The following is a 25,100-nucleotide window of genomic DNA, read 5'->3' as shown; positions in this document are numbered from 1 at the left end:
GGGTCAACGGATGCCTCTGCGCACGGATGAAGACTGGCGCCACGGCGCCGTATTGCTGGACTCCGAGCACACCCGGTTCGCCCTTTGGGCCCCGGATGCCTACTACGTCAGTGTCGAGCTCGAGGATGGGCCGTCACTGGCGATGCTGCCGCAGAACAACGGCTGGTTTGTACTGGAGCTGCGCTGTCCAGTCGGCAGCCGTTACCGTTTCAACATCGATGATGAACGGCAGGTTCCCGACCCCGCGTCCCGTGCGCAGGCCGGCGATGTGCACGCGCCCAGTGTCGTGGTCGACCAGGCCTATCACTGGGAGCACCCTGCCTGGCTCGGGCGGCCTTGGCATGAAGCGGTGATTTACGAGCTGCATGTGGGGCTGCTGGGCGGCTATGCCGAGGTGGAAAAACATCTGTCGCGACTCGCGCAGATAGGTATTACCGCGATTGAGCTGATGCCACTGGCGCAATTTCCCGGCGAACGCAACTGGGGCTATGACGGTGTGTATCCTTACGCGCCGCAGGCTTCTTATGGCTCTCCCGAACAACTCAAACACCTGATCGACACCGCCCACGGGCATGGCTTGATGGTGATTCTCGACGTGGTCTACAACCATTTCGGGCCGGACGGCAATTACCTGGGTGTCTATGCCAAGGACTTCTTCCGCGAAGACCTTCACACCCCGTGGGGCGCCGCCATCGACTTTCGCCGCCAGGAAGTCCGCGATTTCTTTATCGACAACGCCTTGATGTGGCTCTTGGAATACCGCTTCGACGGCTTGCGTCTGGACGCGGTCCACGCCATCAACGACCCCACCTTCCTTCAGGAGTTTGCCCATCGGGTTCGGCAACAGATCACCCCTTCTCGGCATGTCTGGCTGAACCTGGAAAACGAGCTGAACCAGGCCAGCCTGTTGCAACAAGGCTTCGACGCGCAGTGGAATGACGACGGGCATAACGCCTTGCACGTACTGCTGACCGGCGAGCACGACGCCTACTACGCAGATTTTGCCCACGAACCTACACACAAGCTGGCACGTTGCCTGAGTCAGGGCTTTGTGTATCAAGGCGAAAGCAATCGCCATGGTCACAGCCGTGGCCAACCCAGCGGTCATTTGCCGCCCAGCGCGTTCGTGCTGTTCCTGCAGAATCACGATCAAATCGGCAATCGCGCCTTTGGCGAGCGGCTGTCGCAGCTGTGCCCGGCGCCTGCACTGCGCGCCGCGACGACGCTGCTGTTGCTGTCGCCGATGATCCCCCTGCTGTTCATGGGCGATGAATGGGCTGCGAGCGAGCCCTTCTTGTTTTTCACCAGTCACCACGGCGAATTGGCCGATGCGGTACGTGAAGGCCGTCGTGGCGAGTTTGCCGATTTTCCGGCGTTCGCTGACGAAGCACAACGTCAACGCATTCCGGACCCCAACGCTCAGAGCACGTTCGACGCCTCCCGGCCTTCGTTCGCGGCGCTGTCGCTGGACACCGACAAAGGCCTTGATCACCAACAATGGCAAGCGCTGTATCAGCAACTACTGGACTTGCGTCACCAACACATCGTGCCGCGTCTACCCGATACGTGGGCGCTGGGCTCGCAGGTACTGGCCGAGGGCGCGGTCACCGCGCGCTGGCGCATGGGCGATGGCAGCATTTTGCGCATCGACCTCAATCTCGGCGCCCAGCCCGTGAACATCGACGCAGACCCTCTTCCCTCGGAACACATCATTTTCGCCTCACCGTCCGACGCAGCAGAACTTTCCCGGCGGGGAACTCTCAATCCCTATACGGCCATTGTCAGCCTGACAGCGACAGATGCATTGGAGGAACAGGATGATCAATGAGCAATTGCGCACATTGGCCGAACAAGCCGGCCTGGCGGTTGATTGGATCGACGCCAACGGACGCGCGCAAACCGTTACCCCTGAGGTGTTGCGCACAGTCCTCGATGGCCTGGGCTATCCCGCCCACAGTGCCGCCGAGATTGAAGCGAGCCTGCATCGCCTGAACGAGGCCAGCGAACACCACATTCCGCCCCCGCTGCTGACGGTTGATCAGGGGCACCTGTTGGACCTGTCGGCCTGGTTTGCCGCCGACAGCCCTTTCAGCCTCACGCTGGAGGATGGCAGCACGCTCGAGGGCACACTGACCGCAGCCGCTGAACTGCCAGCATTGGCCCCCGTGGGTTACCAACGCTTGAACATCGCCGGCCAACACCTGACCGTGGCGGTCGCGCCCAACAGTTGCTACAGCATGGGCATGGCCACCGGCTCGGCGGCCCCGCGTAGCTGGGGGCTGACGGTTCAGTTGTATGCATTGCGCCGCCCAGGCGATGGCGGTTTCGGCGATACCCTGGCGCTCGAAGCCTTGGCCAGTGCTGCGGGCGAACGGGGTGCCGACGCATTGGCGATCAGCCCGGTGCACGCCATGTTTGCCCACGACACCGACCGTTACAGCCCTTACTCGCCCTCCAGCCGGCTGTTTCTCAACGGTTTGTACGCGGCACCGGGGGCGATTCTCGGTGAGCCGGCGTTGCGCAAAGCGATTGCGGAAACTGAACTCGGCGCGGAGTTTGCGCGTCTTGAGGCGCTGCCGCTGATCGACTGGCCGAGCGCTGCCGCCGCCAAATGGACCCTGTTGCAAGCGCTCTATGACGATTTTTCCACCGAGGCCCACCCGTTACAGGAAGACTTCTCGCGCTTCCGTCACGCTGGCGGCGAGGCGCTGGAAAATCACTGCCGTTTCGAGGCGCTGCAAGCCGAATGCCCTCGGCTGGAGATGACTCAGGACTGGCGTGAATGGCCCGAAGATTTCAAGCAGCCGCAAAGCAAGGCAATTGCCGATTTCGCTGCCGGACACCAGCGGCAGATTGAATTTCACGCGTTCGTCCAATGGCTGATCGCCCGCGGCCTGGAGCGAGCCCAGCGCGCAGCACGGGTCAGTGGCATGCGGGTCGGTCTGATTGCCGACCTCGCCGTCGGCGCCGACGGTGGCGGCAGTCAGGCCTGGAGTCGGCAAGACGAACTGCTTTCCTCACTGACGGTCGGCGCGCCACCCGACATCCTCAACCGTGCCGGACAAAGCTGGGGGATTTCCGCGTTCTCGCCGGACGGTCTCAAGCGCCATGGTTTCCGGGCGTTCATCGAAATGCTGCGGGCCAACTTCTCCCATGCCGGCGGTTTGCGCATCGACCACATCATGGGCCTGCAACGGCTGTGGGTGGTGCCGATGGGTTCTTCGCCCGCCGACGGTGCTTACCTCAACTACCCCTTGGACGACATGCTGCGCCTGTTGGCGCTGGAGTCCTGGCGACATAAAGCAATTGTTCTCGGTGAAGACCTCGGCACCGTGCCACCTGGCCTGCACGATAAATTGTCGGCACGGGCCATTCTCGGCATGCGTGTGTTGCTGTTCGAACAACACAACGCGCACTTCAAACCGATCCTCGATTGGTCGGCGGATGCCCTCGCCACCACCAGCACCCACGACCTGCCGACCCTGGCCGGTTGGTGGGGTGGACTGGACATTGACCTCAGCAGCCGCCTGGGGCATATCGATGAATACGCCGAGCGTCAATGGCGCGAGGACCGCCAGCGCGAACGACAGGGCTTGCGCCATGCGCTGAGCCAGGACTGGGCCAATTTTCGCGGCGACCACAGCGAGAGCGCACACGTCATCGATGCGAGCATTCGCTACCTGGGCCATACCCGCGCGCCCCTGGTGCTACTGCCGATGGAGGATGCCCTGGGTATCGAAGAGCAAGCCAACCTGCCCGGAACCATCGACACCCATCCGAACTGGCGACGCCGGCTACCGGGTGCCAGCACCGCCCTGCTCGACGATGCCACTGCCGCCCGCCGTTTGGAACTGCTGTCGCAGTCGCGCCTGCAGGCTGAAGAGCGAGACCGATGACTGAGTCCTTCGTCCCCTTGCAGCCGCTGCGGGCCACCCAGCGCCTGCAATTCCACAAGGGTTTTACCCTCGATGATGCGGTGCCGTTGGTGCCGTATTTCGCCAGCCTCGGTGTCAGCCATGTGTATGCGTCGCCGTTGCTCAAGGCGCGGGCCGGGTCGATGCATGGTTATGACGTGGTCGATCCACGGATCATCAACCCGGAACTGGGTGGCGAGCCCGCGCTGCGCCGCCTGATTGGCGCCCTGCGCAAGGAGCGCATGGGCCTGATTCTCGACATCGTGTCCAATCACATGGCGGTCGGCGGCGCCGATAACCCTTGGTGGCTGGACCTGCTGGAATGGGGACGACGCAGCCCCTATGCCGATTTTTACGACATTCAGTGGCACTCCCCGGACCCACTGCTGGAAGGCCAGTTGCTGCTGCCGTTCCTCAGCACCGACTACGGCACCGTGCTGCAAGCCGGGGAGATTCCGTTGCGCTTCGATGCGGCGAATGGCGCGTTTTATATTGAACATTACCAGCATCAGTTTCCGATCAACCCTACGACTTACGCGCCGTTGCTGGCCGCTGCCGGTGAGCCAAAACTGGCTGAGATCGCCCAACGCTTTGCCGCCCTGGCGGACTATCCGCAAGCCTATGAGCGCGCGCGCCAGGCCAAGGCCGATTTGGCGCTGCTGGCGCGACAGCAAGAGATCCACCAGGCCATTGAACAGGGTGTGCAGCTCTACGACTCGCGCCACGCACCAGGCTTCGAACGCTTGCATCAATTGCTGGAACAGCAGCACTACCGATTGGCCAGCTGGCGCACCGCGGGCGATGACATCAACTGGCGTCGGTTTTTCGATATCAATGAACTGGGGGGCCTGCGGGTCGAGCGGCCCAACGTGTTCGAGGCGACCCACGGCAAGATCTTTGAGCTGATTGGCGAAGGGCTAATCGATGGCTTGCGCATTGACCATATCGACGGCCTGGCCGACCCCCGTGGTTACTGCCGCAAACTGCGGCGCCGGGTTGAGGGTCTGCTGCCCCGGCGCCCAGAACACACGCAACTGTTGCAGTTTCCGATCTTCGTGGAAAAGATCCTCGGCCCGGATGAGCCGTTGGCCGAGGACTGGGGCGTGGATGGCACCACCGGTTACGAATTCATGAACCAGGTGTCGCTGCTGCAACACGACCCTCGCGGGGAAATCCCCTTGGGCGAGTTGTGGAGTCGCCTCAGCGAGCGCCCTGCGGACTTCAATCAGGAAGTACTGGAAGCGCGCAACCTGGTGCTGCACGGGACCCTCGCCGGTGATTTTGAAAGCGTCGCTCAGGCGTTGTTGCAGGTGGCCCGCAGCGACCTGATGAGCCGCGACCTGACCCTCGGCGCGATTCGTCGGGCCTTGCTGGCACTGGTCACCCACTTTCCGATATACCGCACCTACATCAACGTCTGCGGGCGCACCGATGAAGACCAGCGTTTCTTTGCCCAAGCCCTCGCTGGCGCACGAACCACCCTCGGCGAGGCGGATTGGCCGGTGCTCGATTACCTCGATCGCTGGCTCGGTGGTCAAGCCTGGTGCACGCTAGCGCCGGGGCGCACCCGCAAGATTCATCGCCACGCCTGTGTGCGCTTTCAACAGCTGACTTCGCCAGTGGCGGCCAAGTCGGTGGAAGACACCGCGTTTTATCGCTCTGCCGTGCTGCTGTCGCGCAATGACGTCGGCTTTCATCCGCAACATTTCAGTGCGCCCGCCGCCGATTTTCATGCGGCGTGTCTGCAGCGGCTCGAGCGCTTTCCTGACAACCTGTTGGCGACCGCCACCCATGACCACAAACGGGGTGAAGACAGCCGTGCACGCCTGGCGGTCTTAAGCGAATGTGCCGAGTGGTATGGCGAACAAGTCGAGCGCTGGCGGCAATTGGGCATGGTGCTCAAGCTCGGCGCCGTCACCATTAGCGCTGGCGATGAACTGATGCTGTACCAGGCGTTGCTCGCCAGCTGGCCGCTGCTGCTGGAGGGCGAACAGGCGTTCAACGACTATGCCGAGCGCATGGTCAAGTGGCAGGAAAAAGCCCTGCGCGAAGCCAAGTTGCAGAGCAGTTGGAGTGCGCCGAACGAGGCGTATGAAAGCGCTTGCCGAGGCTTTCTCAAGGGGCTGTTGCTGGCACCGGAAGGCTTGGCGTTACGTCAGTCAGTCGGCGCGACGGCCAACCGGATTGCTGTCGCCGGGGCACTCAACAGCCTGGCACAAACCCTGCTGCACCTGACCGCGCCCGGCGTGCCGGACCTGTACCAGGGCAGCGAGTTCTGGGACTTCAGCCTGGTCGACCCGGATAACCGCCGCCCGGTCGACTACCCTGCCCGGCTCGCGGCACTCGAACACAACCTTGGCGCCGACGCGCTGCTGGCGACGTGGCAGGACGGCCGGATCAAGCAAGCGCTGATCGCCCGCACGCTACAGCAGCGCGCCGAGCACGCGGCTTTATTTAGTCACGGCACCTATATCCCATTGTCGGTACTGGGTTTGCATGCTGAACAGGTGCTTGCCTTCGCGCGCGAGATCGACGGTCATCACGCGATCATCATCGTGCCACGTTTGTGCAGTGAACTATTGGGCACTGCGCAAACTCCATTGATCAGTGCCGAGGGTTGGGGCGATACGCGGGTGATATTGCCCGTCGATGAGGCCGATTATCGATGGACGGGACTTTTTTCCGCGCCTGTAGTCACAACTGGCAAGGAGCTGTTGCTCAGCACAGCGCTCAAGGATTTTTCTGTAAACCTGATGATTCAAACTGCGTAATATCTGGGAGTGTCGAGATGAGTGCCGACGAAAAACGTATCCGCGATTTTGCTTATCAAATTTGGGAGTCGGAGGGGCAACCCCACGGTCAGGATGACCGCCATTGGGAAATGGCGCGAAAGCTTGCCGAAGCCGAGGCCCTGGCCCCTGACAAAAAAGAAGTGCGCAAGACCGCCAAGCCAAAATTGCCCAAGGTCGATGGCGCAGGCGATGCAAAACCGGTCGCCTCCAAATCCGCCGTAAAACCGGCCGCCAAGCCGGCAGCGTCCAAGGCTGCTGCGAAACCTGCCGACAGGCCGACTGCCCAATCAGCTGCCGCGCCTACAGACCCCGCCGTGAAAAAACCGCGAGCGCCACGCAAACCTTCAGCGACCTGACGGTTCAGCCAGCGCGAACCTTGACCGCAGCGATCGACTCAACACCGATCAACGCTGCGGTCGTTACCACCGATAACTAATCTGCATCGGAGCCGACAGGCTGCGATGTTGGCTTCGGCCGCTTCCAGAAAACATTCGACTCAGGGAACGTTTATGAGCACGCCACATGCCAGTACTGAAAAGAACCGCGCCCAGGACAAGCAAAGCGCGCCCACGTCTGCGCAGCCTGAGCAGTCTATGTCACGCATCCGCGAGGGACTGCCGTTTCCGCTGGGCGCCAGCTGGGACGGCCTGGGCGTCAACTTTGCGCTGTTTTCAGCCAACGCCACCAAAGTCGAGCTGTGCCTGTTCGACAAGTCGGGCGAGGTCGAAATCGAGCGTATCGAACTCCCCGAATACACCGATGAAATTTTTCACGGCTATTTGCCTGATGCACACCCCGGATTGATTTATGGCTACCGCGTTTACGGTCCGTATGACCCGAAAAATGGTCACCGTTTCAATCACCATAAACTGCTGATCGATCCCTATGCCAAGCAACTGGTGGGCAGCCTCAAATGGTCGGAATCACTGTTCGGCTACACCATCGGTCATCCCGACGGTGACCTGAGCTTCGATGAGCGTGACAGCGCGCCTTTCGTGCCCAAGAGTAAAGTCATCGACCCGGCCTACACCTGGGGCCGTGATCAGCGGGTCAACGTGCCGTGGGACAAAACCATCCTGTATGAAACCCACGTTCGCGGATTCACCATGTGCCACCCTGACGTCCCGGTAAAACTGCGCGGCACCTTCTCGGCAATGATGGTGGAAGGCGTCATCGACCATCTGCGCAAGCTTGGCGTGTCCTCGGTGGAGCTACTGCCGATCCACGGTTTCGTCAACGACCAGCATTTGTTGCAAAAAGGCATGACCAACTACTGGGGCTATAACAGCATCACCTTCTTTGCCCCGGACCCGCGTTACCTGGCCCATGGCAAGATCGCCGAGTTCAAGGAAATGGTCGCGCACATGCACCATGCCGGCCTCGAAGTGATTCTCGACGTGGTCTACAACCATACCGCCGAAGGCAATGAACTCGGCCCGACCCTGTCGATGCGCGGTATCGACAACGCCTCCTACTACCGGCTGAATGCCGACGACAAACGCTTCTATATCAACGACTCTGGCACCGGTAATACCCTGGACCTGAGCCACCCGTGCGTATTGCAAATGGTCACGGACTCCCTGCGCTACTGGGCGTCGGAAATGCATGTCGACGGTTTCCGCTTTGACCTGGCAACGATCCTCGGTCGTTACCGTGATGGGTTTGACGAGCGTCACAGCTTTCTGGTCGCCTGTCGCCAGGACCCGCTGCTGCGCCAGGTAAAACTGATCGCCGAGCCATGGGACATTGGCCCGGGCGGCTATCAAGTGGGCCACTTTCCGCCTGGCTGGATGGAATGGAATGACAAGTTCCGCGACACCATGCGCGCGTTCTGGAAAGGCGACGAAGGCCAACTGGGCGATTTTGCCGAACGCATGACCGGCTCCGGGCAAATGTTCAACCACCGTGGTCGAAAGTCGTGCTCTTCAGTGAACTTCATCACCGCCCACGACGGGTTCACCCTGCATGACCTGGTCTCCTACAACGACAAGCACAACGAAGCCAATGACGAAAACAATCAGGACGGCAGCAATAACAATCTGTCCTGGAACCATGGCGTCGAAGGTCCCACTGATGATCCTGAAATCAATGCGTTGCGCCTGAGGCAAATGCGCAATTTCTTTGCCACGCTACTCTTCGCGCAGGGCACGCCGATGATGGTCGCCGGTGATGAATTCGCCCGCACCCAGCACGGTAATAACAATGCCTACTGCCAGGACAGTGAGATAGGTTGGGTCAATTGGGAGTTGGATGAGGACGGCAAGTCGCTGCTCAAGTTCGTCAAACGCCTGATCAAACTGCGTCTGGCTTACCCGATGTTGCGTCGCGGACGCTTCCTGGTGGGCGAATACAACGAAGAAATCGGCGTCAAGGACGTGACGTGGTTAGCGCCGGACGGCGAAGACATGACCACTGAACAATGGGAGGACGGCAACAACCGTTGCCTGGGCATGTTGATGGACGGCCGTGCGCAAGCGACCGGTATTCGCCGGCGCGGCGATGATGCGACCCTGTTGCTGGTGGTGAACTCGCACCACGACGTGGTCAATTTCGCCTTGCCGGAAGTGCCGGAAGGGGTTTACTGGACCAGCTTGATCGATACCAATCAGCCTGACAATCGCGGCAAGGAACAACTGCCGTTCGGCACCCAGTTCACCATGACCGCGCGCTCCCTGGTGCTGTTTGAGCTGCACCGCGAGGAAGCGTCCTGAGTCGGGAATCGAATTGAGGAACGACGCTCGGCGAGCGAGGTCAACCATTGACCAATCACCGACATGGATGTGGGGTTTCTATGAACGCAAATCTGGGTATGGGCAAAGGAACACTGCTGCAGGCGTGGAAACAGTCGAAACGGCTGGCGCAGTTGCCCATCATTCCTGCCAGCGTACTGGTGCCGCCTGGCACTCGTGCCGTGGTGATTGCCCCACATCCGGGCGACGAGATCCTCGGCTGCGGTGGTTTGATGCAGGTATTGACCCGGCTGGGTCGTCCCTTGCAGCTGATATCCGTCACCGACGGCTGTGCCGCCTACCCCGGTTCACTGCTGTGGCCGGCGGAGCGCTTGAGCGTGATCCGTCCGCAGGAGAGCGCCGAAGCCCTGCGCCGACTCGACTTGCCGCTGCACCCGTTGAAATGGATTCGCGGTGGTTTTGCCGATCATGCGGTCGCGGGGCAAGAGAGCGCACTGGCCGATTTCCTCGAGCGCTACCTGCGCCCTACTGATGTGGTGTTTTCCAGTTGGGATCATGATGGCCACAGTGATCATGATGCCGTGGGTCGTGCCGCTGCCCGGGCCGCTGCGGCGGTGGGCGCGAGAATCCACGAAGTGCCGATCTGGGCATGGCGCTGGGCCAAGCCGGAGGATCAACTGATTCCGTGGCGACGGGCGCGCAAAGTGCTATTGGACCCCATTAGCGTGGCGCGTAAACGCCATGCCGCGCATGCCTTGGCCAGTCAGCTGTTGGGTGATCCTGACGCTGGATTGCCGGCGACGTTGCCACGGGAAGTGCTGGAGCGGTTGCTGCAGCCGTTTGAGGTGGTGTTTATGTGAGGGCCTCGGTGCCGTAAATATCGCCTTGGCTATGCGCATGCAACACTTACCGATGATAGCGTTGTTTAAGCGGCTGACGCTGTTGCATGATGCTTGAACTGGTGTGTATATCCGTTGTTTGTGTCGGCTGAAAGCAGGGTTCCGCCCTTACGGCGGCTCACTTTTGGCAAACAGCCGGAATGCCGGACCACCCAAAAGTAAGCAAAAGGTCCTTGCCCCGGAACAGGACCTCGTTCGGCCTGCTGGGAACGGGGCGACATTGGGTTTCGTCAGTTGGATCGCGAAGATCAAGAGCCGAAGCCGGAGCCGGACTGCTACGCGATCCTCTGTGTGAGCAGGCTTGCCGACAAAGGCAATTAATCAGTGTGCGCCGTCAGCAATCCAGCATGCCCTTCGCGACTCGACTGCACCAGCGTATCGCTGAAGAAGCGCACCGCATCGGCACTCAGGCTGCGGTGGATATTCACCCGATCAACCCCATCGGCATCCGTGCACAACCCCGGCATCAGTGCTTTTTGCTCGTCAGAACAGGGGGCGAGAAACACGAAGTGCCCGGCGCCAGGCAACAGTTTGAAATCCGGTGCCTCAGGCAGTTTGCGCGCCAGCGCTTGAGCGTTTTTGTCCAAGGCCAGCAGTTGATCGCCGTCGCCGCTATAGAGCAGCACCGGGACGTGCACGTCGGCCAGCGCCTGGCGTCCGAACATCAGGGTCAGCGGCGCCATCAGCATGATCGACCCCACCCGTGGGTCTGCCTCAGGGTGCAAGTCATCGCGATCGACCGTCAACTCGCCCTTGGTGGTGCAGGCGTCTTTATCCTGTGGACGCTCGGCGCAATATTTACGCAAACGCTTGAGGTCCGGCTGGGCGCCGGCGAGTATCAATGCGGTTTCGCCACCCGCCGAATAGCCAATCACCCCGACCTGCTTGGCGTCGACATAAGGCGACAACAGCGGATCGACCAACGCCGCGCTGATGGCTTCGGAAATTTGCAGCGGACGGCCGTACAGGTTGCTCAGACTGCCCAGGCGGCTGTGGTCAAGGTAGTTATCGCCAGGGTGAATCACTGCGACCACCACAAACCCTTTACGTGCCAGCGAGGTCGCCAGGTCATGCAGGGCCAGAGGTGTACCGGTGTTCCCGTGGGACAGCATCAGCAGAGGGAAACGACCCATTGCGATCGTTGCGTCTTCCCGAGCGTCAATTTTGTAGCCTTCAACCTTGCTGACGGTTTTTTCGTCGGTCGATGGATAAAAGGCGATGGCATGCATCGGCTGTAAATCCAGTGGATCAAGGAACGTCAGGCGATGATACCCAGCGCTCCAATGCTGCGCCGCCTCGGCTTGCACCGAAATCAGGCTCCCAAGCAGGCATATCAACATCACTGCACAAAGACGCACCATAGTCAGGCCCAACCTGTGTAGATCCATGAAAGCCACGTCAGCAGTCTGCCAAGCCCTGCCCCGCTCCGTGTACCGCGCGCCGCTAAGCAAAGATTAGCTGCCCAATGACCACTGCATAACTCGGGCCAAGCGTTAAAAATATTTCCGAAAGGCGATGCCCGCCCGAATTTCTGTCACATTTCGACAGGAAGAATTCTAACGCTAAAGCCCCAGAGTTTCCTGTCAATAAGCCGTCAAGAATGATGATTGGTCGCAATAAGCGCTTGAGATGACGCCCAAAGCAAAAAACTCCGTAACCCGGCGCGCGTCGTGACGCACGGGAGCTACGGAGTTTCGGGGTGAAGCGTTGCGTTCAACGGCTGAACGCAACGATTTTTTACGCGACGCTGAACAGTTGCTCGCTGATGTGCTTCTGCGCAGCAGTCATCGCGTTGGCGCGTGGTTCGTCGCCATAAGCCAGGCCGTGGGCGAAGACGAATTCCAGATCGGTCACACCGATGAAGCCGAACAACACCTTGAGCAGGTCTTCGTGTCCTGCAGCAGACGGTTGACCCTGATGCAGGCCGCCGGCGGTCGACACGATGATGACCTTCTTGCCGCCACACAGACCTACTGGCCCGGTTTCGTTGTACTTGAAGGTACGACCGGCCACCGAGATGCGGTCGATCCAGGCTTTCAATTGGCTTGGGATGGTGAAGTTGTAGACCGGTGCACCGATCACCACGACGTCAGCTGCAAGGAACTCTTGCAGAACGGCTTCGTTGTTGTCGACTTCAGCCTGCTGCGCCGCATCACGTGCTTCGCTTGGCGTGCCGGCAGCGGCCAGGGTCGACGGGGAGAAGTGGCCCAGGGCGTCGCCAGCCAGATCACGGTAGGTCACTTGGCTGCCAGTCTCGACGGCGGTAAACGCCTCAACGACGCTGCGGCTGAGCAGACGGGAAGCAGAGTGGTCACCCAGGATGCTGGAATCGATGTGCAGAAGTTTCATGAAACTCTCCAAGTAGTAATCGCCACCGGGCGACGAAGTTGGATAATCCTACAGCGTAAACCAATGACTGATTAGTCAGCGAAAATGCGATAGTTTGTCCTACCCATAGAACAATCGAGTGATTCCCACGTGCAAGACCTCAACGATCTCTATTACTTCGCCAAAGTGGTCGAGGCCGGCGGATTTGCTGCGGCCGGGCGGCAATTGGGCATTCCCAAATCGCGCCTGTCGCGCCGCATTGCCGAACTGGAAGCACGGCTCAATGCCAGCCTGTTGCAGCGCACCACGCGCAAACTGGCGCTGACCGCCGTCGGCGAACGTTACCTGCAGCATTGCCAGGCGATGTTGCTGGAGGCGGAAATGGCCGATGAGGCGGTGGCCTCGCTCTCGGCAGAACCCCGAGGGCGGTTGCGGGTCTCGTGCCCGGTGGGTTTGATCCATTGGAACCTGTCCGGCACCGTCACTGCCTTCATGGCGCACTATCCTCAGGTTCAACTGGAGATACTGATGGTCAACCGCCGGGTCGACTTGGTGAATGAAGGCATCGACGTTGCCTTGCGGGTGCGTGATGTCGGTGATGACGACCCGAACCTGATCGTCCGCCAGTTGGCCCCGGCCTACGCCGTGCTGGTCGCCTCTCCCGGGTTACTCAACGGTCAACTGATCGAAAAACCCCAGGACCTGGCGAATCTGCCAATGCTGGGGGCCACCGAGGCTGATCGTAAAGTTCACTTCTTACTGGTGCACGACAACGGCGAGCGCTGCGAGGTCGCCTTTGAAGCACGGTTGTCCATCGATGATTTCCCGATTCGCAAAACCGCCGCGCTGGCCGGGATGGGCATGACCATGCTGCCGCTGATGAATTGCCGCGAGGAGCTCGCGGACGGCCGATTGATTCGGCTATTACCGCAATGGTCGCTGCCCAGCGGACACCTGCAGGCGGCTTATACCCAACGTCGCGGCGTGCTCCCGGCCGTTCGCGCCTGGATTGATCACATCACTGAAGCGTTCACTGATGAATCATGGGCCCCGGTATTCAGATCAGATTAATGATGCACTGAACAAGGGACCCAGCCCAAGCGGTACCCTCATCAGGGCGCCGCGGCAATTCCCTCTGACATCGGCCCTACCCTACCGTCTTTTTGCCACCATCATTCCTGTCGATAACTATCATCGCCGCGAATTTCTTTTGCTTCGGCAGCAGGGGCGTACTATTCAACTACACACAACGCAAATAGAAAGAGGGTTTAAACATGTTCATTCATCTCCTCACCTGTTTAGCCCTGACTGCCGTGACGCTGACTGTGTTTTCACGCCTGCTGTTTGATGTCGTTGTTCCGGCGACTGTTGCCGCCAAACACTGATTGTTTGTCCGGGCCATTTAATACACCGGTCCGCCACGTTTAAAAAGTTGTCACCTCTTTTAATGCGGAGTCACGAACATGATTCGTCAGATCAGCTTGTCTGTCTCTTTTCCACAGTTCGGCAACAACTACTACTCGCAAAAGTTCATTTTTCGCCAACAAGTAAAACTGATTAATGACAGCAGTTTTGCTGCGTTTTTAATGCCGTCGGCAACCAATCACTTCAACAATGAAGTGGTCGGGCTGAATGATCAATTTCGTTTCCTCAGCGATGTGTTGTCTTCGCACCTGCTTGACCTCGAAACCGGCAATACTGCGCCAAAATCGCGCCCTTCGATGCAACGCCGCAGCGCTTGAGGTACTGTTGCGACGCTTGATCAGCGGCGACCACCGTCGCTGACAGTCAATCGTCCATCATCAGGGAAGCCAGCATGACTCCGGACCAGGTCGCAGCGTATTGTCTGCAACTGCCAGGCGCGCGTGAAGACTATAAATGGGGCGGCATCCGGGTGTTTTCGATCGCCGAGACGAAAATGTTTGCCGTGCTGGACCTGGCGGGCGCCGGATTGTCCTTTAAAGTCGCCGCTGATTTGTTTCTGGGTTACGTCGACCGTCCCGGCATTCGACCCGCACCCTACCTCGCACGAGCCCACTGGATCAGCATCGAACCGCCCTACCCGCTGAGTGGCGAAGAGTTGCAGGATCTGCTGACCCGCTCGCATCAGTTGGTCGTCGGCAAGTTACCGAAGATCCGCCAGATTGGCTTGAAGCTCTGACATTCAGTAAAGATGCCGCGACAGGAATCGACCACCCATCAGCAGTCGGTCGATCCAGAACACCTGGTGCAGCACAACGATCAGCCAGAACACCACTTGATAGGACACCTTGCGGGTTTTATGCCGCAAGCTTTGCTGTGCAAGCAAGGCACCTGGCCAGCCACCCAGCAGTTCGGCGCCGTGCAGGAGTTTTTCCGGCGTCCGCCAACCGGCCGTGAGTGCTTGACGTTTATCCCGCCAATAAAGGAAGAAGGTCAGCGCGCTCATGACGGCGTAAGCCTCGGCCGGCAGCGCCGACACCCCGCGAGCCAGCAGCGACAGTGCGCCGAACAACGGCAAGGCGCACACGACCACGAATACACACAGCTTCAATCGTAAATGTTGCACCGGCGACTGCCTGCGCCGTGGTTGTGCGCGCTGCTCCATCAATCCCGTCCTTACGCCGTCACCGCCGCCCAATTGATCCAGCCAAACTTCCAGGTTGCCAGAATCAGCAAACCGAAGACGATTCGATACCAGGCGAACAGCGCGTAACTGTGGCTGGCAATAAACTTGAGCAGCCCCCGGACCGCGATCATCGCGAAGATGAATGAGACGACAAAACCGATGGCAATCACCGGAAGGTCATCGTGCTGGAACATATGCCGGTATTTATATCCGGAATACAGTGCTGCCCCGACCATGGTCGGCATCGCCAGGAAAAACGAAAATTCGGTGGCGGCCTTGCGCGACATGCCAAATACCAGACCACTGATAATGGTGGCGCCGGATCGCGAAGTCCCCGGAATCATCGCCAGGCATTGCGCACAGCCGATTTTAAAGGCATCGACCCACGTCATCTCGTCCACAGTGTCGGCATGGACTGTGTGTTGACGGCGTTCCGCCCACAACATGATCAACCCGCCGATCACCAGGGCGGTGGCCACGGTAATCGGATTAAACAGATATTCGTGAATCAGGTCCGCGAACAACACCCCGAGTACCACGGCTGGTAATACGGCGATGATCAGATTGACAGTGAATTTTTGCGCGCTGGGTTGCGAAGGCAAGCCAACGACAACGTCGAGAATTTTGCGACGAAACTCCCAGACCACGGCCAGAATAGCGCCCAGCTGGATAATGATATTGAACACCATGGCCCGTTCGCCGCCAAAGCCGATCAAGTCCGCAACGATGATCTGATGCCCGGTGCTGGAGATGGGCAAAAACTCCGTCAATCCTTCCACTACCCCAAGTATCGCTGCCTGCGTGGCCGTCCAAAGATCCATCATTCCCCCATGAAGCGCTGCGCGTGACAGGCCCCTTTAATAATGTTTAAAGCGATTACGTGCGAGACGTCTGACAAGCGTCAGGCGAGAATTATCGACATGGACCAGTGAAAAAGCTGTTATCTGCTCACGTTTGCCGAAAAAGCGCCGAAAGCCTATCAGACAGAATGAGTTACCGCTCTAGCGCAAACATTCTGAAACATGTTGTGATGGGATCAGCTGACAAAACAAAAATAAAAGCAGAATGGAGTAGCGTTTATGAATAGCTTGCGCAGTGTGTCGATCAGCCGGCGTTTGTGGTTGATCCTGGTCGTTTCTGTGCTGATGCTGTTCACCTTGGGCATGCTGATGCTCAAGCAGATCCACAGCGACCTGTACATGGGTAAAACGGAAAAAACCCACCAGTTAGTGGACACCGCCAGCGGCATTCTGGGCTGGTTTCACGATCAGGAAACCGCCGGCAAGCTCACCCGCGAACAAGCGCAGCAGCAGGCTCTCGCCACTGTACGCGGCCTGCGCTATAACCAGACTGACTACTTCTGGATCAACGATTTGCGCCCGGTGATGATCATGCACCCGGCCAATCAAAAACTTGAAGGCCAGGACCTTTCGGCGATCAAAGACCCCGACGGCATTTTCGTGTTTAACGAAATGGTTGCCATCGCCAAAAGCAAGGGTGCTGGCCCGCTGAATTACCGTTGGCCAAAACCAGGCTCCAATGAGCCTGTCGAAAAAACCTCCTACGTGAAACTGTTTGAGCCCTGGGGCTGGGTACTGGGCTCTGGCGTCTACGTCGATGACGTGCAGAATGAGTTCTACGCCCAGGTCTGGAAAGCCTCGCTGGCCGGCGCCAGCATTGCTTTGATTCTGATGCTGCTGGTGATAATGATTTCCCGCAGCATCGTCCGCCCTTTGCAGGACACCGTCGACGCCATGGCCAATATCGCCAGTGGCGACAGCGATTTGACCCGGACCCTGAGCACCCAGGGTCGAGACGAAGTGACGTTGCTGGCTACCCACTTCAATGCCTTCACCCGCAAAATGCAGGACATGATTCGCCAATTGCTGGAAGCCGCCGCCGCACTGGGCCAAGCGTCCACTGACCTGGGCAATAACGCCACTCAGGCGCAGCGCCACAGCCAGCAACAGTCGCAGCAAATGGAATTGGTGGCCACCGCCATCAACGAAGTGACTTATGGCGTGCAAGACGTGGCGAAGAACGCCGAACAAGCCGCCAGCGAGATGCGCGACGCCGAAGACAAGGCGCGGCAGGGGCAAGTCAGCATCGACAGTAGTTTGCGGCAGATTGACCAGCTGTCCAGCACCATCAACCAGGCCGTGACCGTGATCCAGACCCTGTCCACGGAGAGCACTCAGATTGGCAGCGTGTTGGAGGTGATTCGCTCGATTGCCGACCAGACCAACCTGCTGGCCTTGAACGCGGCCATCGAAGCGGCCCGCGCTGGCGAACAGGGACGGGGTTTTGCCGTGGTGGCTGATGAGGTAAGGCTGCTGGCCCAGCGCACGCAACAATCCACGGCGGAAATCCAGAAGATGATCGAACGCCTGCAAGGCCACTCCGACGCGGCGGTCAAGGTCATTGGTGACAGCAGCAGCGCCTCGCAATTGACCATTACCCAGGCCACTCAGGCCGGTGACAGCCTGAATGCCATCGCCCAGGCCCTGCGCAACCTCAACGGGTTAAACGCTTCGATCGCCAGCGCCACCCTGCAACAGGCGCACGTGGTCGAAGACATCAACCAGAACGTGACCCACGCCGCCAGCCTTTCGCAAGACACCGCCCATGCCGCCGAACGCTCCAGCGAAGCCAGCGTGCATCTGCGTCAGCTCAGTGATCGTTTGAATGGGCTGCTGGGGCAATTTCGGGTCTAGCGCCATCCATTAAATCGCCTTCGCCAACAAGTTGACTCCCACACGGATCCAGGCCTGATGCAAAATCTGGTCAGCTGGAGCCCTGTGGGAGATTCTATGTTCTCGCGCAACACACAATCTCTGTAGGCGCTGCCGAAGGCTGCGATCAACGGTCATCGCGAAGGTCGTTCCGACCTTATCGCAGCCTTCGGCAGCTCCTACAAAATGGGGGCAACCCTAAGTTTTTGTCTAACCACAAATCCCTGTGGGACTAACTTGTTGGCGAATAGCCGTTACGCAATCGATCAGCCATCCACCCCATGCCCTCTCCCCGGAAAACGCTTACAATCGCCCCCCGTTTTTGTCGTCGCCAAGGAGTTTCAATGTCAGGGCTTGAGCTGTTCGCGGCTACGCTGGGCGTGATTGCCGTGTGGCTGACCGTCAAGCAGAACCCTTGGTGCTGGCCGATCGGCCTGGTCATGGTGTTGCTGTACACCTGGGTTTTTTACGGCGTGAAGCTGTATTCGGACATGTTGCTGCAAGGGGTCTACGCAGTGTTGCAAGTGTACGGCTGGTGGCAATGGACGCGGCGCGGCCAGGCGCAACACACCCGGGTGGTGACCTATCTGGCCACGGCGCCGTTGCTGCTCGGCCTGTTGGCAGGTGCGGCGCTTAGTCTGGCCTTGGGCGCCGCCATGGCCCACTTCACCGATGCGGCACAGCCCTGGCTGGACGCCGCCCTGACCGGCTTCAGCCTGGTGGCGCAAATGTGGATGGCGCAAAAGCGCGCGCAGTGCTGGCTGTTGTGGATCGTGCTGGACGTGATTTTCGTCAGCCTCTTCATCTATAAAGAGCTGTACCTGACCGCCACCCTTTACGCGCTGTTCGCCCTGATCGCCGTGCAGGGCTGGCGCGAGTGGCATCGCGAACTGGCTGCTTGCCGATGAAAGTGGTTGTGCTGACTGGCCCCGAATCCAGTGGCAAAAGCCGCTTGACTGCGCACTTGCTGGCGCATTTTGGCGGTGAGGCGGTGGGCGAATATGTTCGTCATTTCATCGATCAGCAGGCCCGCGATACCTGTTACGCCGACATCCCGCTGATCGCCGAAGGTCAGTTGCGCTGGGAAGATGCGGCTCGGGCGCGACAACCGCACCTGCTGATTCTCGACACTCATCTGCTGAGCAATAAAGTGTGGAGTCAGACCTTGTTTGGCGATTGCCCGGACTGGCTGGAACAACAACTCCTCGCTCGCCACTACGATTTGCATCTGCTGTTGGCGCCAGAGGGAATCCAATGGACGGCCGACGGACAGCGCTGCCAGCCCGAACTGCTTGATCGGCAAACATTTTTTGCGGCCAGCCAGCGCTGGCTGGAACACCATCGGCAGGCCTTCGAGATCATCCACGGTGACTGGAACACGCGCGCTGAGCAGGCGATTGCCAGCGTTGAACGCCTGCTGAACGAGCGTTGAATCGTCAGTAGTCCGCCGAGTGTGTCCAACGGTGTTACACCTTGGGCCCAGCAAACCCCCGTAGCAGACGGTTCGACGGTTTTATGACGGGTTCTGTTAATTTGGTGAGACACCGCCCAAATGACCGGATTGACGTCACCAAGACTCTGATACGCCCTTTCACTCATTTGGATCTGTAACAACGTCGTTACATGGCTGTTGCACGCGTGAGTCTATTAATTCCTAACTCATTGATTCATAAGAATTAACAGAAGTCGGCACAGCTTCTGCTGTCCTTCCTGCATCGCTGATTAGGGCCAGCGCGTCAAAGAAGGGCTTGCTGTCATGGAGATTAAACAAAATCGTCTTTTTGGACTCCTGCTGATTGGATGCGTTCTGGGATCGTGCTTAAGCCTGCCCACTCTGGCTGCAGACGGCATCATTGTCATTTTGCGTACCGTGCAACCGCGTAACGCGACCGTGCAACCCATGGTGCCCGACCCCAACCCCACCACCGCCAATGCCAACCCCTCCAAATACATACTCCCGCAGACCAACGAGCTGAGTGATGGTGACTTCGCCAACGTCAGCACCGGCATGAACGTCAGAAATTCGATGATCCCCGGCGGGACCGTGCTCAACAGCATCAACAACGGTCAAACGCAGACTCCTGGCATGGCAGCGGGTCACTCCGGCGGTGCCAATAACGGCATTGCCAACATGGTGAACCAAAACGTTCAGCAGGGTCTGGGCGCACTAAAAGTCATCACCGGGGGGCAGTAAAATGAAGCGTACGCTCCTCGCTCTCGCGATGCTTTGCAGCGCTTCGGCATTTGCTCAACCTCCTGTCATCAATAGTGCTCCCGTCATTAATAATGCCGAGATTGATAGCTCCGGCCAGCAGTACCAGGGCAACGCAGCGGTGAACCAGGCTGCCGGCGACCAACAACAACAGGCCAACGCCCGTGCCATCGCGATTGGCCCGAACGCCAGCGCCAACACCCAGATTCGTCAACGGTTGCACAACGCCGCCGACCCGACGATAGACGCAAAGGCAACCATCAGCGGCAACTCCTTCAGTAACGGCAGCGGCATTCTGGGTGTCAACCAGAGCGCCGGCGCCAGCAACCAGCAAGCCAACGCGGTGCACATCGCTATCAGTGCACAGCCGCAAAGTCTCGACGACAGCGTCCTCAAGCAACAGAACGTGACGCTGCTCAACAGCTCGGGTTCAACGAATCCAACCCCCGGCAGTCGCCAGATCGCTACCAGCGACCAGGCTTTCACCGGAAGTCGTGGGGTGATTCAGGTGAATCAGAGCGCCGGGGTGGGAAACCAGACGGCCAACATCCTGAGCGTACGGGTCTCGGATTGACCCAAACAGGTAATAACAACACTTAACTACCTAAAATATAAGAAACGGAGAAACACCATGAAACCATCAATGGCAATAAAGCCGCTGGTTTTCGCAATCGCTGCGGTCATGGCTGTTGCTGTACAGGCTGGACAAGGTGACGAGAACAACTCGTCAGACCATAACCGCCACCACCACGGAGGCCAACACACCCCCGCTCCACCACCTCAAGTAAAAGTGAGCATCACCGCAACAGCTAATGCGATGGACTCGCAGACCAGCACCGGCAATTCGATGGTCAACCAAGGCACTGTAAACAATGCCACGATGAACAATACGGGCACAGGCGACAGCGGCAACGTTGGTATCAACGTGGCGGCCGGCGACGGCAACCAACAAGACAACGCCGCCGCCATCGCAAACGCTAGCGCCAATGCGTCGGCGCAAGATAACGCCTTCGTGTTCGGCACCGCTAACTCCACTGCGAAAGTCACGCAAACGAGCAGCAAAAACAGCGTTTACAACGCTTCCAGCACTGCATCTGCAGTGGCGAACGGATCGGTCAATGGCGGCAGCGGCAACCTGGGTGTCAACCTTGCTGGTGGTGATCTGAACCAGCAGAAAAACACCATGGCGATCGCCAACTCCAACACCCCGATGGGTAACGCCACAGCCAGCGCCTCTGCAACTCAAAGTGGTCCTGGTCTGACCGTGGTGAACTCCGCCGATCGTCAATACAGAATGGACACACTGACCAACACCACCTCCAGCAGCGGTCATTCCTCTGCCAGTGGATCAGCCAGTGTGCACGCTGATAAAGCGACTGCTTCGGCCGGTTCCGCGAACGGTTCTTGGAATAGTTCTTCGAGCGGCTCCTCAAGTAGTTCTTCGAGCGGTTCGGCGAGCAACTCTTCGAACAGTGCAAGTAACAGTTCGTCGAGCGGTTCTTCGAGCGCTAACTTGAACGCTAGTTTAAGCGCTACTTTGAACGCGGCGGCGGCCGCCACTTCTACTCATGGCAGTCACACCAACAGCAACAGTGGTGCTTTAGCCGTATCACTCGACGCATCGCTAAACGCATCGATCGACCAATCGCACAATGCTGCGAACGCCGCAGCGCAAAACTCATCGCATAACTCTTCTTACAACAAAGCGCATGACTCTTCGTACGACAAATCGCACGCCTCTTCGTACAGCACTTCGTACGATAAAGCTCACGCGTCTACCTTCGACGCAAATAGCAATTACAGTGAAACCAGTGCATTTGATTTGAGCAACACGTACTCCTATCAAGTGCTGACCCCTGATGGCTGGAAAAACCCTGTGACCAACACCGCAACCCTGAATGGTTCGGTGCAAGGCAGCAGTGGCAACGTGGGTGTCAACGTGGCTGCAGGCGTAGGCAACCAACAAAGCAACTCGTTGGCAATCTCCAACTCCTCCCTGTAACAGTTGAGGTCTCGAGGCCCCCTTCGGGGGGCCTTGTTCAACACGCCAGGAAGGGACCGATCATGCGCACTTTAGCTCTTGTATTTCTGCTTTGCGTGGCCAGTCTCAGTGAGGCAGCTCAAATGCCGTTGGCCGTCTTGCCCGGCGGTGCTGTGGTCTACAAACCGATCCAAAGCTTGCGCGAGCGCAGGTTTTCCAATCTGGTCGAGCAGAAAACCGACTTCAGTTGTGGTGCAGCAGCCTTGGCGACCGTTCTGCGCCAGGCCTATTGGCTGGACGTCAGCGAAGAGGACATTATCAAAGGCATGCTGGGCCATTCGGACATCAACGAGGTTCGGGTCAAAGGTTTTTCCATGCTGGACATGAAGCGGTACGTAGAGAGCATCGGCATGCGTGCCCGTGGCTACCGCGTTTCGCCGGAAAGCCTGAGGGACGTTTCCATTCCCGTCGTGGTGCTGATGGACATTCGTGGCTACAAGCACTTCGTGGTCATGCAGCGTGCCGAGAAGGACTGGGTGTACATCGGTGACCCGGTACTGGGTCACAAGCGTTACAAGTTCGATGACTTCGTCAATGGCTGGAACGGCATCATTTTCGCCGTCATCGGCCAGGGCTACGACAAGGGTAACGCCCTACTCGCCCCGCCAATACCGCTTACCGCCAAGAACCACATCAATAACTTTAATCCCGTGCAAGACGCTGAGTTGCTCGACTTCGGATTCATCAAGAGCGACTTTTTCTAATGACACGGGAGCGCGGAGCTCCAGGGAGCATTCAATGAAGACTCCATTCTGGCTGGCCGTCCTATGCCTGACTGCCAGCCTGCCAACCCAGGCACAACCGTTCAAACCGATCGAACTCAAGGATGCAGAATTGGCCGCCCTGCGTGGCAGGTACGTCATGCCGGGAAGGATCATCAGCTTCGGGATTGTCATGAGCAGCACTTGGCAAAACGCCAACGGTGAGCTGATCGGGGCGACTTCGTTACTGCAAATTCAACAATCGACCGTCAAGCCGCAGTTCTATGTCTCGGTTGTCAATGAGAAAGGCAACAGCACGGCCACCCCACAACAAGGCTATGGCAGCGTCACCGGTGGCGCCGGTCTTGACACTACCCAGGGCGTAACCCAAGTGGTGCGTGCCGCCGGCGACAACAACAAGGCCAACAACAACGTCGATATCAACGTGCAAGGTGGTAACCAGGCACCGTCCCTCGTTACGTCGGGGCAAGTCCTGGCAACGGGTTCTACTATTACCAGCTCCAACGGTGCCGGTACCGTCAGCATCACCCAGGGAGCCTCTGGCATGCAGATGAACATCGTCGCCAACAACAACCAAGGCTCGGCCATGCAAAGTCTGTCCCAGGGCCGCCTGATGCAGGCCACGACCCTGCTCGGCGGCAGCAATCAGGTCAACAACCTGACATCGCTCAACGTGGTCCTGAATAACAGCGTTCCTTCGGCTGGCTCATTGAATTCGAGCCTCGACCAGCTCAAAGGTATGCGCGGTTTTGGATACTGATCTACGCTCAGTTTCATCAAAATGTAGTCACAAGGGACGGCTAACCCATGTACCGATCGCTCACATTGAAAGCTGTCGTATGTTTGAGCGCCCTGGCCCCGGCCACATTGCTGCAGGCAGCAACGGATCCCCAGGTTGAAGCCCTAGAACAAGAACTGAAGGAGTTGCGTCAGAACTACGAAGTACAACAAAAAGCATTGATGGTGCTTGAACAGCGCGTTCGCCAGACCGAAGAAGCTTCCGCCGCGCCGCCCCCCAAACGCTTGACCCGTTCCCCCGCCGAAACGCCCAAAAGTGGCCAGGCGGTGGCGACGGGCGCCCCCGGGACCAGCTCATATGGGCAATCGCTCAAGGACGACGCGGAACCCGCTCAAAGCGTCAACAATCTCTACAGCGAAGCCAGTGGCTTTTTCGGTAATGGCAAGTTCAGTTTCGAAACAGGTCTGACCTACACCCACTACGACACTAATGCACTCGTGCTGAACGGCTTCCTGGCACTGGACTCGATCTTCCTTGGCAACATCAATATCGACCGCATCAAGGCCGACGTTTGGACCCTCGACCTGACGGCGCGTTACAACGTCGCGCAGCGTTGGCAGTTCGACATTAACGCCCCGGTCATTTATCGCGAGTCGACGTACCAGTCTGGCGGCGCTGGTGGTGCCGCTTCGGTTACATCCGACGACACTGTCAAACGCGATCCGGAAATCGGCGATGTCAACGTCGGTGTGGCCTACAAATTCCTCGACGAATCGACCAATTGGCCCGACGCGGTGGTCAGCCTGCGGGTCAAGGCGCCTACCGGCAAAAACCCTTACGGAATCAAACTGATTCCCGTTGCAGGCAACGACAACCTGAACGTGCCTGAGTCACTCCCTACCGGCAACGGCGTTTGGTCAATCACCCCAGGGATCTCGCTGGTCAAAACCTTCGACCCTGCGGTGCTCTTCGGCTCACTGTCCTACACCTACAACATGGAGGACTCGTTCGGCGATATCAGCCCGACACTTAATAGCAAAGTGTCGGGGGACGTGAAACTGGGCGACTCCTACCAGTTGGGCGCGGGTATCGCGTTCGCCTTGAATGAGAAGATGAGCATGGCGTTCTCCTTCTCTGATCAATGGGCGCAAAAGAGCAAAGTCAAACCGAGCGGCGGCGAATGGAGTTCGGTCAGCAACAGCGACTACAACGCCGCCAACTTCAACATCGGCTTGACCATAGCGGCCAGCGACAAGCTGACCATTGTCCCGAACCTGGCCATTGGCCTGACCTCGGATGCACCCGCCTTTTCCTTCAGCCTGAAATTCCCGTACTACTTCTAATTCGAACCCACAAAAAAGCCCGCTTCGGCGGGCATTTTATTGACGACGCTCAGGTCTTGGCGAAGCGGTCGTAAACTATA

Annotated in this window: 22 protein-coding genes; 18 read left to right on the top strand and 4 right to left on the bottom strand. The window is 58.7% G+C overall.

Translation table 11 applies throughout. The features are described 5' to 3' along the window. The first annotated feature begins 10 nt into the window (after window positions 1–10). From treZ to ACF0H7_RS15055, 6 genes are all read left to right on the top strand, one after another. Window positions 11–1,828: a malto-oligosyltrehalose trehalohydrolase gene (gene treZ, locus ACF0H7_RS15080; RefSeq protein ID WP_397453528.1), complete on the top strand. Its 1,818-nt coding sequence runs from the start codon at window positions 11–13 to the stop codon at window positions 1,826–1,828. After that, window positions 1,818–3,896, top strand: a complete 2,079-nt coding sequence (gene malQ, locus ACF0H7_RS15075) for a 4-alpha-glucanotransferase (RefSeq protein ID WP_397453527.1) — start codon at window positions 1,818–1,820, stop codon at window positions 3,894–3,896. The genes treZ and malQ overlap by 11 nt, the downstream gene beginning before the upstream one ends. Next, a complete protein-coding gene (locus tag ACF0H7_RS15070) occupies window positions 3,893–6,685 on the top strand; it encodes a malto-oligosyltrehalose synthase (protein WP_397453526.1) in 2,793 nt (930 codons plus the stop codon). The genes malQ and ACF0H7_RS15070 overlap by 4 nt, the downstream gene beginning before the upstream one ends. 17 nt (window positions 6,686–6,702) lie before the next feature. Continuing rightward, a complete protein-coding gene (locus tag ACF0H7_RS15065; protein ID WP_397453525.1) occupies window positions 6,703–7,062 on the top strand; it encodes a DUF2934 domain-containing protein in 360 nt (119 codons plus the stop codon). 237 nt (window positions 7,063–7,299) lie between these two features. Next, window positions 7,300–9,417 (top strand): glycogen debranching protein GlgX, encoded by a 2,118-nt coding sequence (glgX, locus tag ACF0H7_RS15060; RefSeq protein WP_397453901.1) that lies wholly within the window; start codon window positions 7,300–7,302, stop codon window positions 9,415–9,417. A gap of 80 nt (window positions 9,418–9,497) precedes the next feature. Further along, a complete protein-coding gene (locus tag ACF0H7_RS15055; RefSeq protein ID WP_397453524.1) occupies window positions 9,498–10,256 on the top strand; it encodes a PIG-L deacetylase family protein in 759 nt (252 codons plus the stop codon). 356 nt (window positions 10,257–10,612) lie between these two features. On the opposite strand, the gene ACF0H7_RS15050 is transcribed toward ACF0H7_RS15055, so the two are convergent. Next, window positions 10,613–11,656: an alpha/beta hydrolase family protein gene (locus ACF0H7_RS15050; protein ID WP_397453900.1), complete on the bottom strand. Its 1,044-nt coding sequence runs from the start codon at window positions 11,654–11,656 to the stop codon at window positions 10,613–10,615. A gap of 376 nt (window positions 11,657–12,032) precedes the next feature. After that, window positions 12,033–12,644, bottom strand: coding sequence for an FMN-dependent NADH-azoreductase (locus ACF0H7_RS15045; RefSeq protein ID WP_397453523.1), 612 nt, complete (start codon window positions 12,642–12,644; stop codon window positions 12,033–12,035). 129 nt (window positions 12,645–12,773) lie between these two features. Between ACF0H7_RS15045 and ACF0H7_RS15040 the strand changes: the two genes are divergently transcribed. From ACF0H7_RS15040 to ACF0H7_RS15030, 3 genes are all read left to right on the top strand, one after another. Further along, window positions 12,774–13,694 carry a LysR substrate-binding domain-containing protein gene (locus ACF0H7_RS15040; RefSeq protein WP_397453522.1) on the top strand — a complete coding sequence of 307 codons (921 nt, stop codon included), beginning with the start codon at window positions 12,774–12,776 and terminating at the stop codon, window positions 13,692–13,694. A 392-nt stretch (window positions 13,695–14,086) separates the two neighbouring features. Further along, window positions 14,087–14,365, top strand: coding sequence for a hypothetical protein (locus tag ACF0H7_RS15035; RefSeq protein WP_397453521.1), 279 nt, complete (start codon window positions 14,087–14,089; stop codon window positions 14,363–14,365). Window positions 14,366–14,439: 74 nt separating this feature from the next. Then, window positions 14,440–14,784, top strand: a complete 345-nt coding sequence (locus ACF0H7_RS15030) for an MmcQ/YjbR family DNA-binding protein (protein WP_397453520.1) — start codon at window positions 14,440–14,442, stop codon at window positions 14,782–14,784. 3 nt (window positions 14,785–14,787) lie between these two features. Here the strand turns inward: ACF0H7_RS15030 and ACF0H7_RS15025 are convergent, their stop codons facing one another. Beyond that, complete coding sequence (locus tag ACF0H7_RS15025; RefSeq protein ID WP_397453519.1) at window positions 14,788–15,210, bottom strand: DUF1294 domain-containing protein; 423 nt, start codon at window positions 15,208–15,210, stop codon at window positions 14,788–14,790. An 11-nt stretch (window positions 15,211–15,221) separates the two neighbouring features. Further along, the gene (locus tag ACF0H7_RS15020; RefSeq protein WP_397453518.1) at window positions 15,222–16,052 is read right to left on the bottom strand and encodes an undecaprenyl-diphosphate phosphatase; all 831 of its coding nucleotides are present in this window, start codon (window positions 16,050–16,052) and stop codon (window positions 15,222–15,224) included. A gap of 258 nt (window positions 16,053–16,310) precedes the next feature. On the opposite strand from ACF0H7_RS15020, the gene ACF0H7_RS15015 reads away from it, so the two are divergent. From ACF0H7_RS15015 to ACF0H7_RS14975, 9 genes are all read left to right on the top strand, one after another. After that, the gene (locus ACF0H7_RS15015) at window positions 16,311–17,945 is read left to right on the top strand and encodes a methyl-accepting chemotaxis protein (protein ID WP_397453517.1); all 1,635 of its coding nucleotides are present in this window, start codon (window positions 16,311–16,313) and stop codon (window positions 17,943–17,945) included. Between the two features lie 362 nt (window positions 17,946–18,307). Then, the gene (gene pnuC / locus ACF0H7_RS15010; protein ID WP_397453516.1) at window positions 18,308–18,871 is read left to right on the top strand and encodes a nicotinamide riboside transporter PnuC; all 564 of its coding nucleotides are present in this window, start codon (window positions 18,308–18,310) and stop codon (window positions 18,869–18,871) included. Then, the gene (locus tag ACF0H7_RS15005) at window positions 18,868–19,395 is read left to right on the top strand and encodes an AAA family ATPase (RefSeq protein ID WP_397453515.1); all 528 of its coding nucleotides are present in this window, start codon (window positions 18,868–18,870) and stop codon (window positions 19,393–19,395) included. The genes pnuC and ACF0H7_RS15005 overlap by 4 nt, the downstream gene beginning before the upstream one ends. A 324-nt stretch (window positions 19,396–19,719) precedes the next feature. Then, the gene (locus tag ACF0H7_RS15000; RefSeq protein WP_397453514.1) at window positions 19,720–20,157 is read left to right on the top strand and encodes a hypothetical protein; all 438 of its coding nucleotides are present in this window, start codon (window positions 19,720–19,722) and stop codon (window positions 20,155–20,157) included. A gap of 1 nt (window position 20,158) precedes the next feature. Next, entirely contained in the window at window positions 20,159–20,749 is a 591-nt protein-coding gene (locus ACF0H7_RS14995) for an adhesin (RefSeq protein WP_397453513.1), read from the top strand. Between the two features lie 57 nt (window positions 20,750–20,806). Beyond that, the gene (locus ACF0H7_RS14990) at window positions 20,807–22,177 is read left to right on the top strand and encodes a heme utilization protein (protein ID WP_397453512.1); all 1,371 of its coding nucleotides are present in this window, start codon (window positions 20,807–20,809) and stop codon (window positions 22,175–22,177) included. 62 nt (window positions 22,178–22,239) lie between these two features. Next, window positions 22,240–22,920 carry a C39 family peptidase gene (locus ACF0H7_RS14985; RefSeq protein ID WP_397453511.1) on the top strand — a complete coding sequence of 227 codons (681 nt, stop codon included), beginning with the start codon at window positions 22,240–22,242 and terminating at the stop codon, window positions 22,918–22,920. Between the two features lie 34 nt (window positions 22,921–22,954). Further along, window positions 22,955–23,698, top strand: a complete 744-nt coding sequence (locus ACF0H7_RS14980) for a hypothetical protein (protein ID WP_397453510.1) — start codon at window positions 22,955–22,957, stop codon at window positions 23,696–23,698. Window positions 23,699–23,745: 47 nt separating this feature from the next. Next, window positions 23,746–25,020: a hypothetical protein gene (locus ACF0H7_RS14975; protein WP_397453509.1), complete on the top strand. Its 1,275-nt coding sequence runs from the start codon at window positions 23,746–23,748 to the stop codon at window positions 25,018–25,020. Window positions 25,021–25,100 lie beyond the last annotated feature (80 nt).

The organism is Pseudomonas sp. NA-150, assembly GCF_044336365.1.
GTDB lineage: Bacteria > Pseudomonadota > Gammaproteobacteria > Pseudomonadales > Pseudomonadaceae > Aquipseudomonas.
This window is presented reverse-complemented; position numbering and strand designations above follow the sequence as displayed.

Bases quoted from the DNA above. Each gene is read 5' to 3' on its own strand.
- treZ (WP_397453528.1), top strand. From the start codon at position 11: ATGCCTCTGCGCACGGATGAAGACTGGCGCCACGGCGCCGTATTGCTG.
- malQ (WP_397453527.1), top strand. From the start codon at position 1,818: ATGATCAATGAGCAATTGCGCACATTGGCCGAACAAGCCGGCCTGGCG.
- ACF0H7_RS15070 (WP_397453526.1), top strand. From the start codon at position 3,893: ATGACTGAGTCCTTCGTCCCCTTGCAGCCGCTGCGGGCCACCCAGCGC.
- ACF0H7_RS15065 (WP_397453525.1), top strand. From the start codon at position 6,703: ATGAGTGCCGACGAAAAACGTATCCGCGATTTTGCTTATCAAATTTGG.
- glgX (WP_397453901.1), top strand. From the start codon at position 7,300: ATGTCACGCATCCGCGAGGGACTGCCGTTTCCGCTGGGCGCCAGCTGG.
- ACF0H7_RS15055 (WP_397453524.1), top strand. From the start codon at position 9,498: ATGAACGCAAATCTGGGTATGGGCAAAGGAACACTGCTGCAGGCGTGG.
- ACF0H7_RS15050 (WP_397453900.1), bottom strand. From the start codon at position 11,656: ATGGTGCGTCTTTGTGCAGTGATGTTGATATGCCTGCTTGGGAGCCTG.
- ACF0H7_RS15045 (WP_397453523.1), bottom strand. From the start codon at position 12,644: ATGAAACTTCTGCACATCGATTCCAGCATCCTGGGTGACCACTCTGCT.
- ACF0H7_RS15035 (WP_397453521.1), top strand. From the start codon at position 14,087: ATGATTCGTCAGATCAGCTTGTCTGTCTCTTTTCCACAGTTCGGCAAC.
- ACF0H7_RS15030 (WP_397453520.1), top strand. From the start codon at position 14,440: ATGACTCCGGACCAGGTCGCAGCGTATTGTCTGCAACTGCCAGGCGCG.
- ACF0H7_RS15025 (WP_397453519.1), bottom strand. From the start codon at position 15,210: ATGGAGCAGCGCGCACAACCACGGCGCAGGCAGTCGCCGGTGCAACAT.
- ACF0H7_RS15020 (WP_397453518.1), bottom strand. From the start codon at position 16,052: ATGGATCTTTGGACGGCCACGCAGGCAGCGATACTTGGGGTAGTGGAA.
- ACF0H7_RS15015 (WP_397453517.1), top strand. From the start codon at position 16,311: ATGAATAGCTTGCGCAGTGTGTCGATCAGCCGGCGTTTGTGGTTGATC.
- pnuC (WP_397453516.1), top strand. From the start codon at position 18,308: ATGTCAGGGCTTGAGCTGTTCGCGGCTACGCTGGGCGTGATTGCCGTG.
- ACF0H7_RS15005 (WP_397453515.1), top strand. From the start codon at position 18,868: ATGAAAGTGGTTGTGCTGACTGGCCCCGAATCCAGTGGCAAAAGCCGC.
- ACF0H7_RS15000 (WP_397453514.1), top strand. From the start codon at position 19,720: ATGGAGATTAAACAAAATCGTCTTTTTGGACTCCTGCTGATTGGATGC.
- ACF0H7_RS14995 (WP_397453513.1), top strand. From the start codon at position 20,159: ATGAAGCGTACGCTCCTCGCTCTCGCGATGCTTTGCAGCGCTTCGGCA.
- ACF0H7_RS14990 (WP_397453512.1), top strand. From the start codon at position 20,807: ATGAAACCATCAATGGCAATAAAGCCGCTGGTTTTCGCAATCGCTGCG.
- ACF0H7_RS14985 (WP_397453511.1), top strand. From the start codon at position 22,240: ATGCGCACTTTAGCTCTTGTATTTCTGCTTTGCGTGGCCAGTCTCAGT.
- ACF0H7_RS14980 (WP_397453510.1), top strand. From the start codon at position 22,955: ATGAAGACTCCATTCTGGCTGGCCGTCCTATGCCTGACTGCCAGCCTG.
- ACF0H7_RS14975 (WP_397453509.1), top strand. From the start codon at position 23,746: ATGTACCGATCGCTCACATTGAAAGCTGTCGTATGTTTGAGCGCCCTG.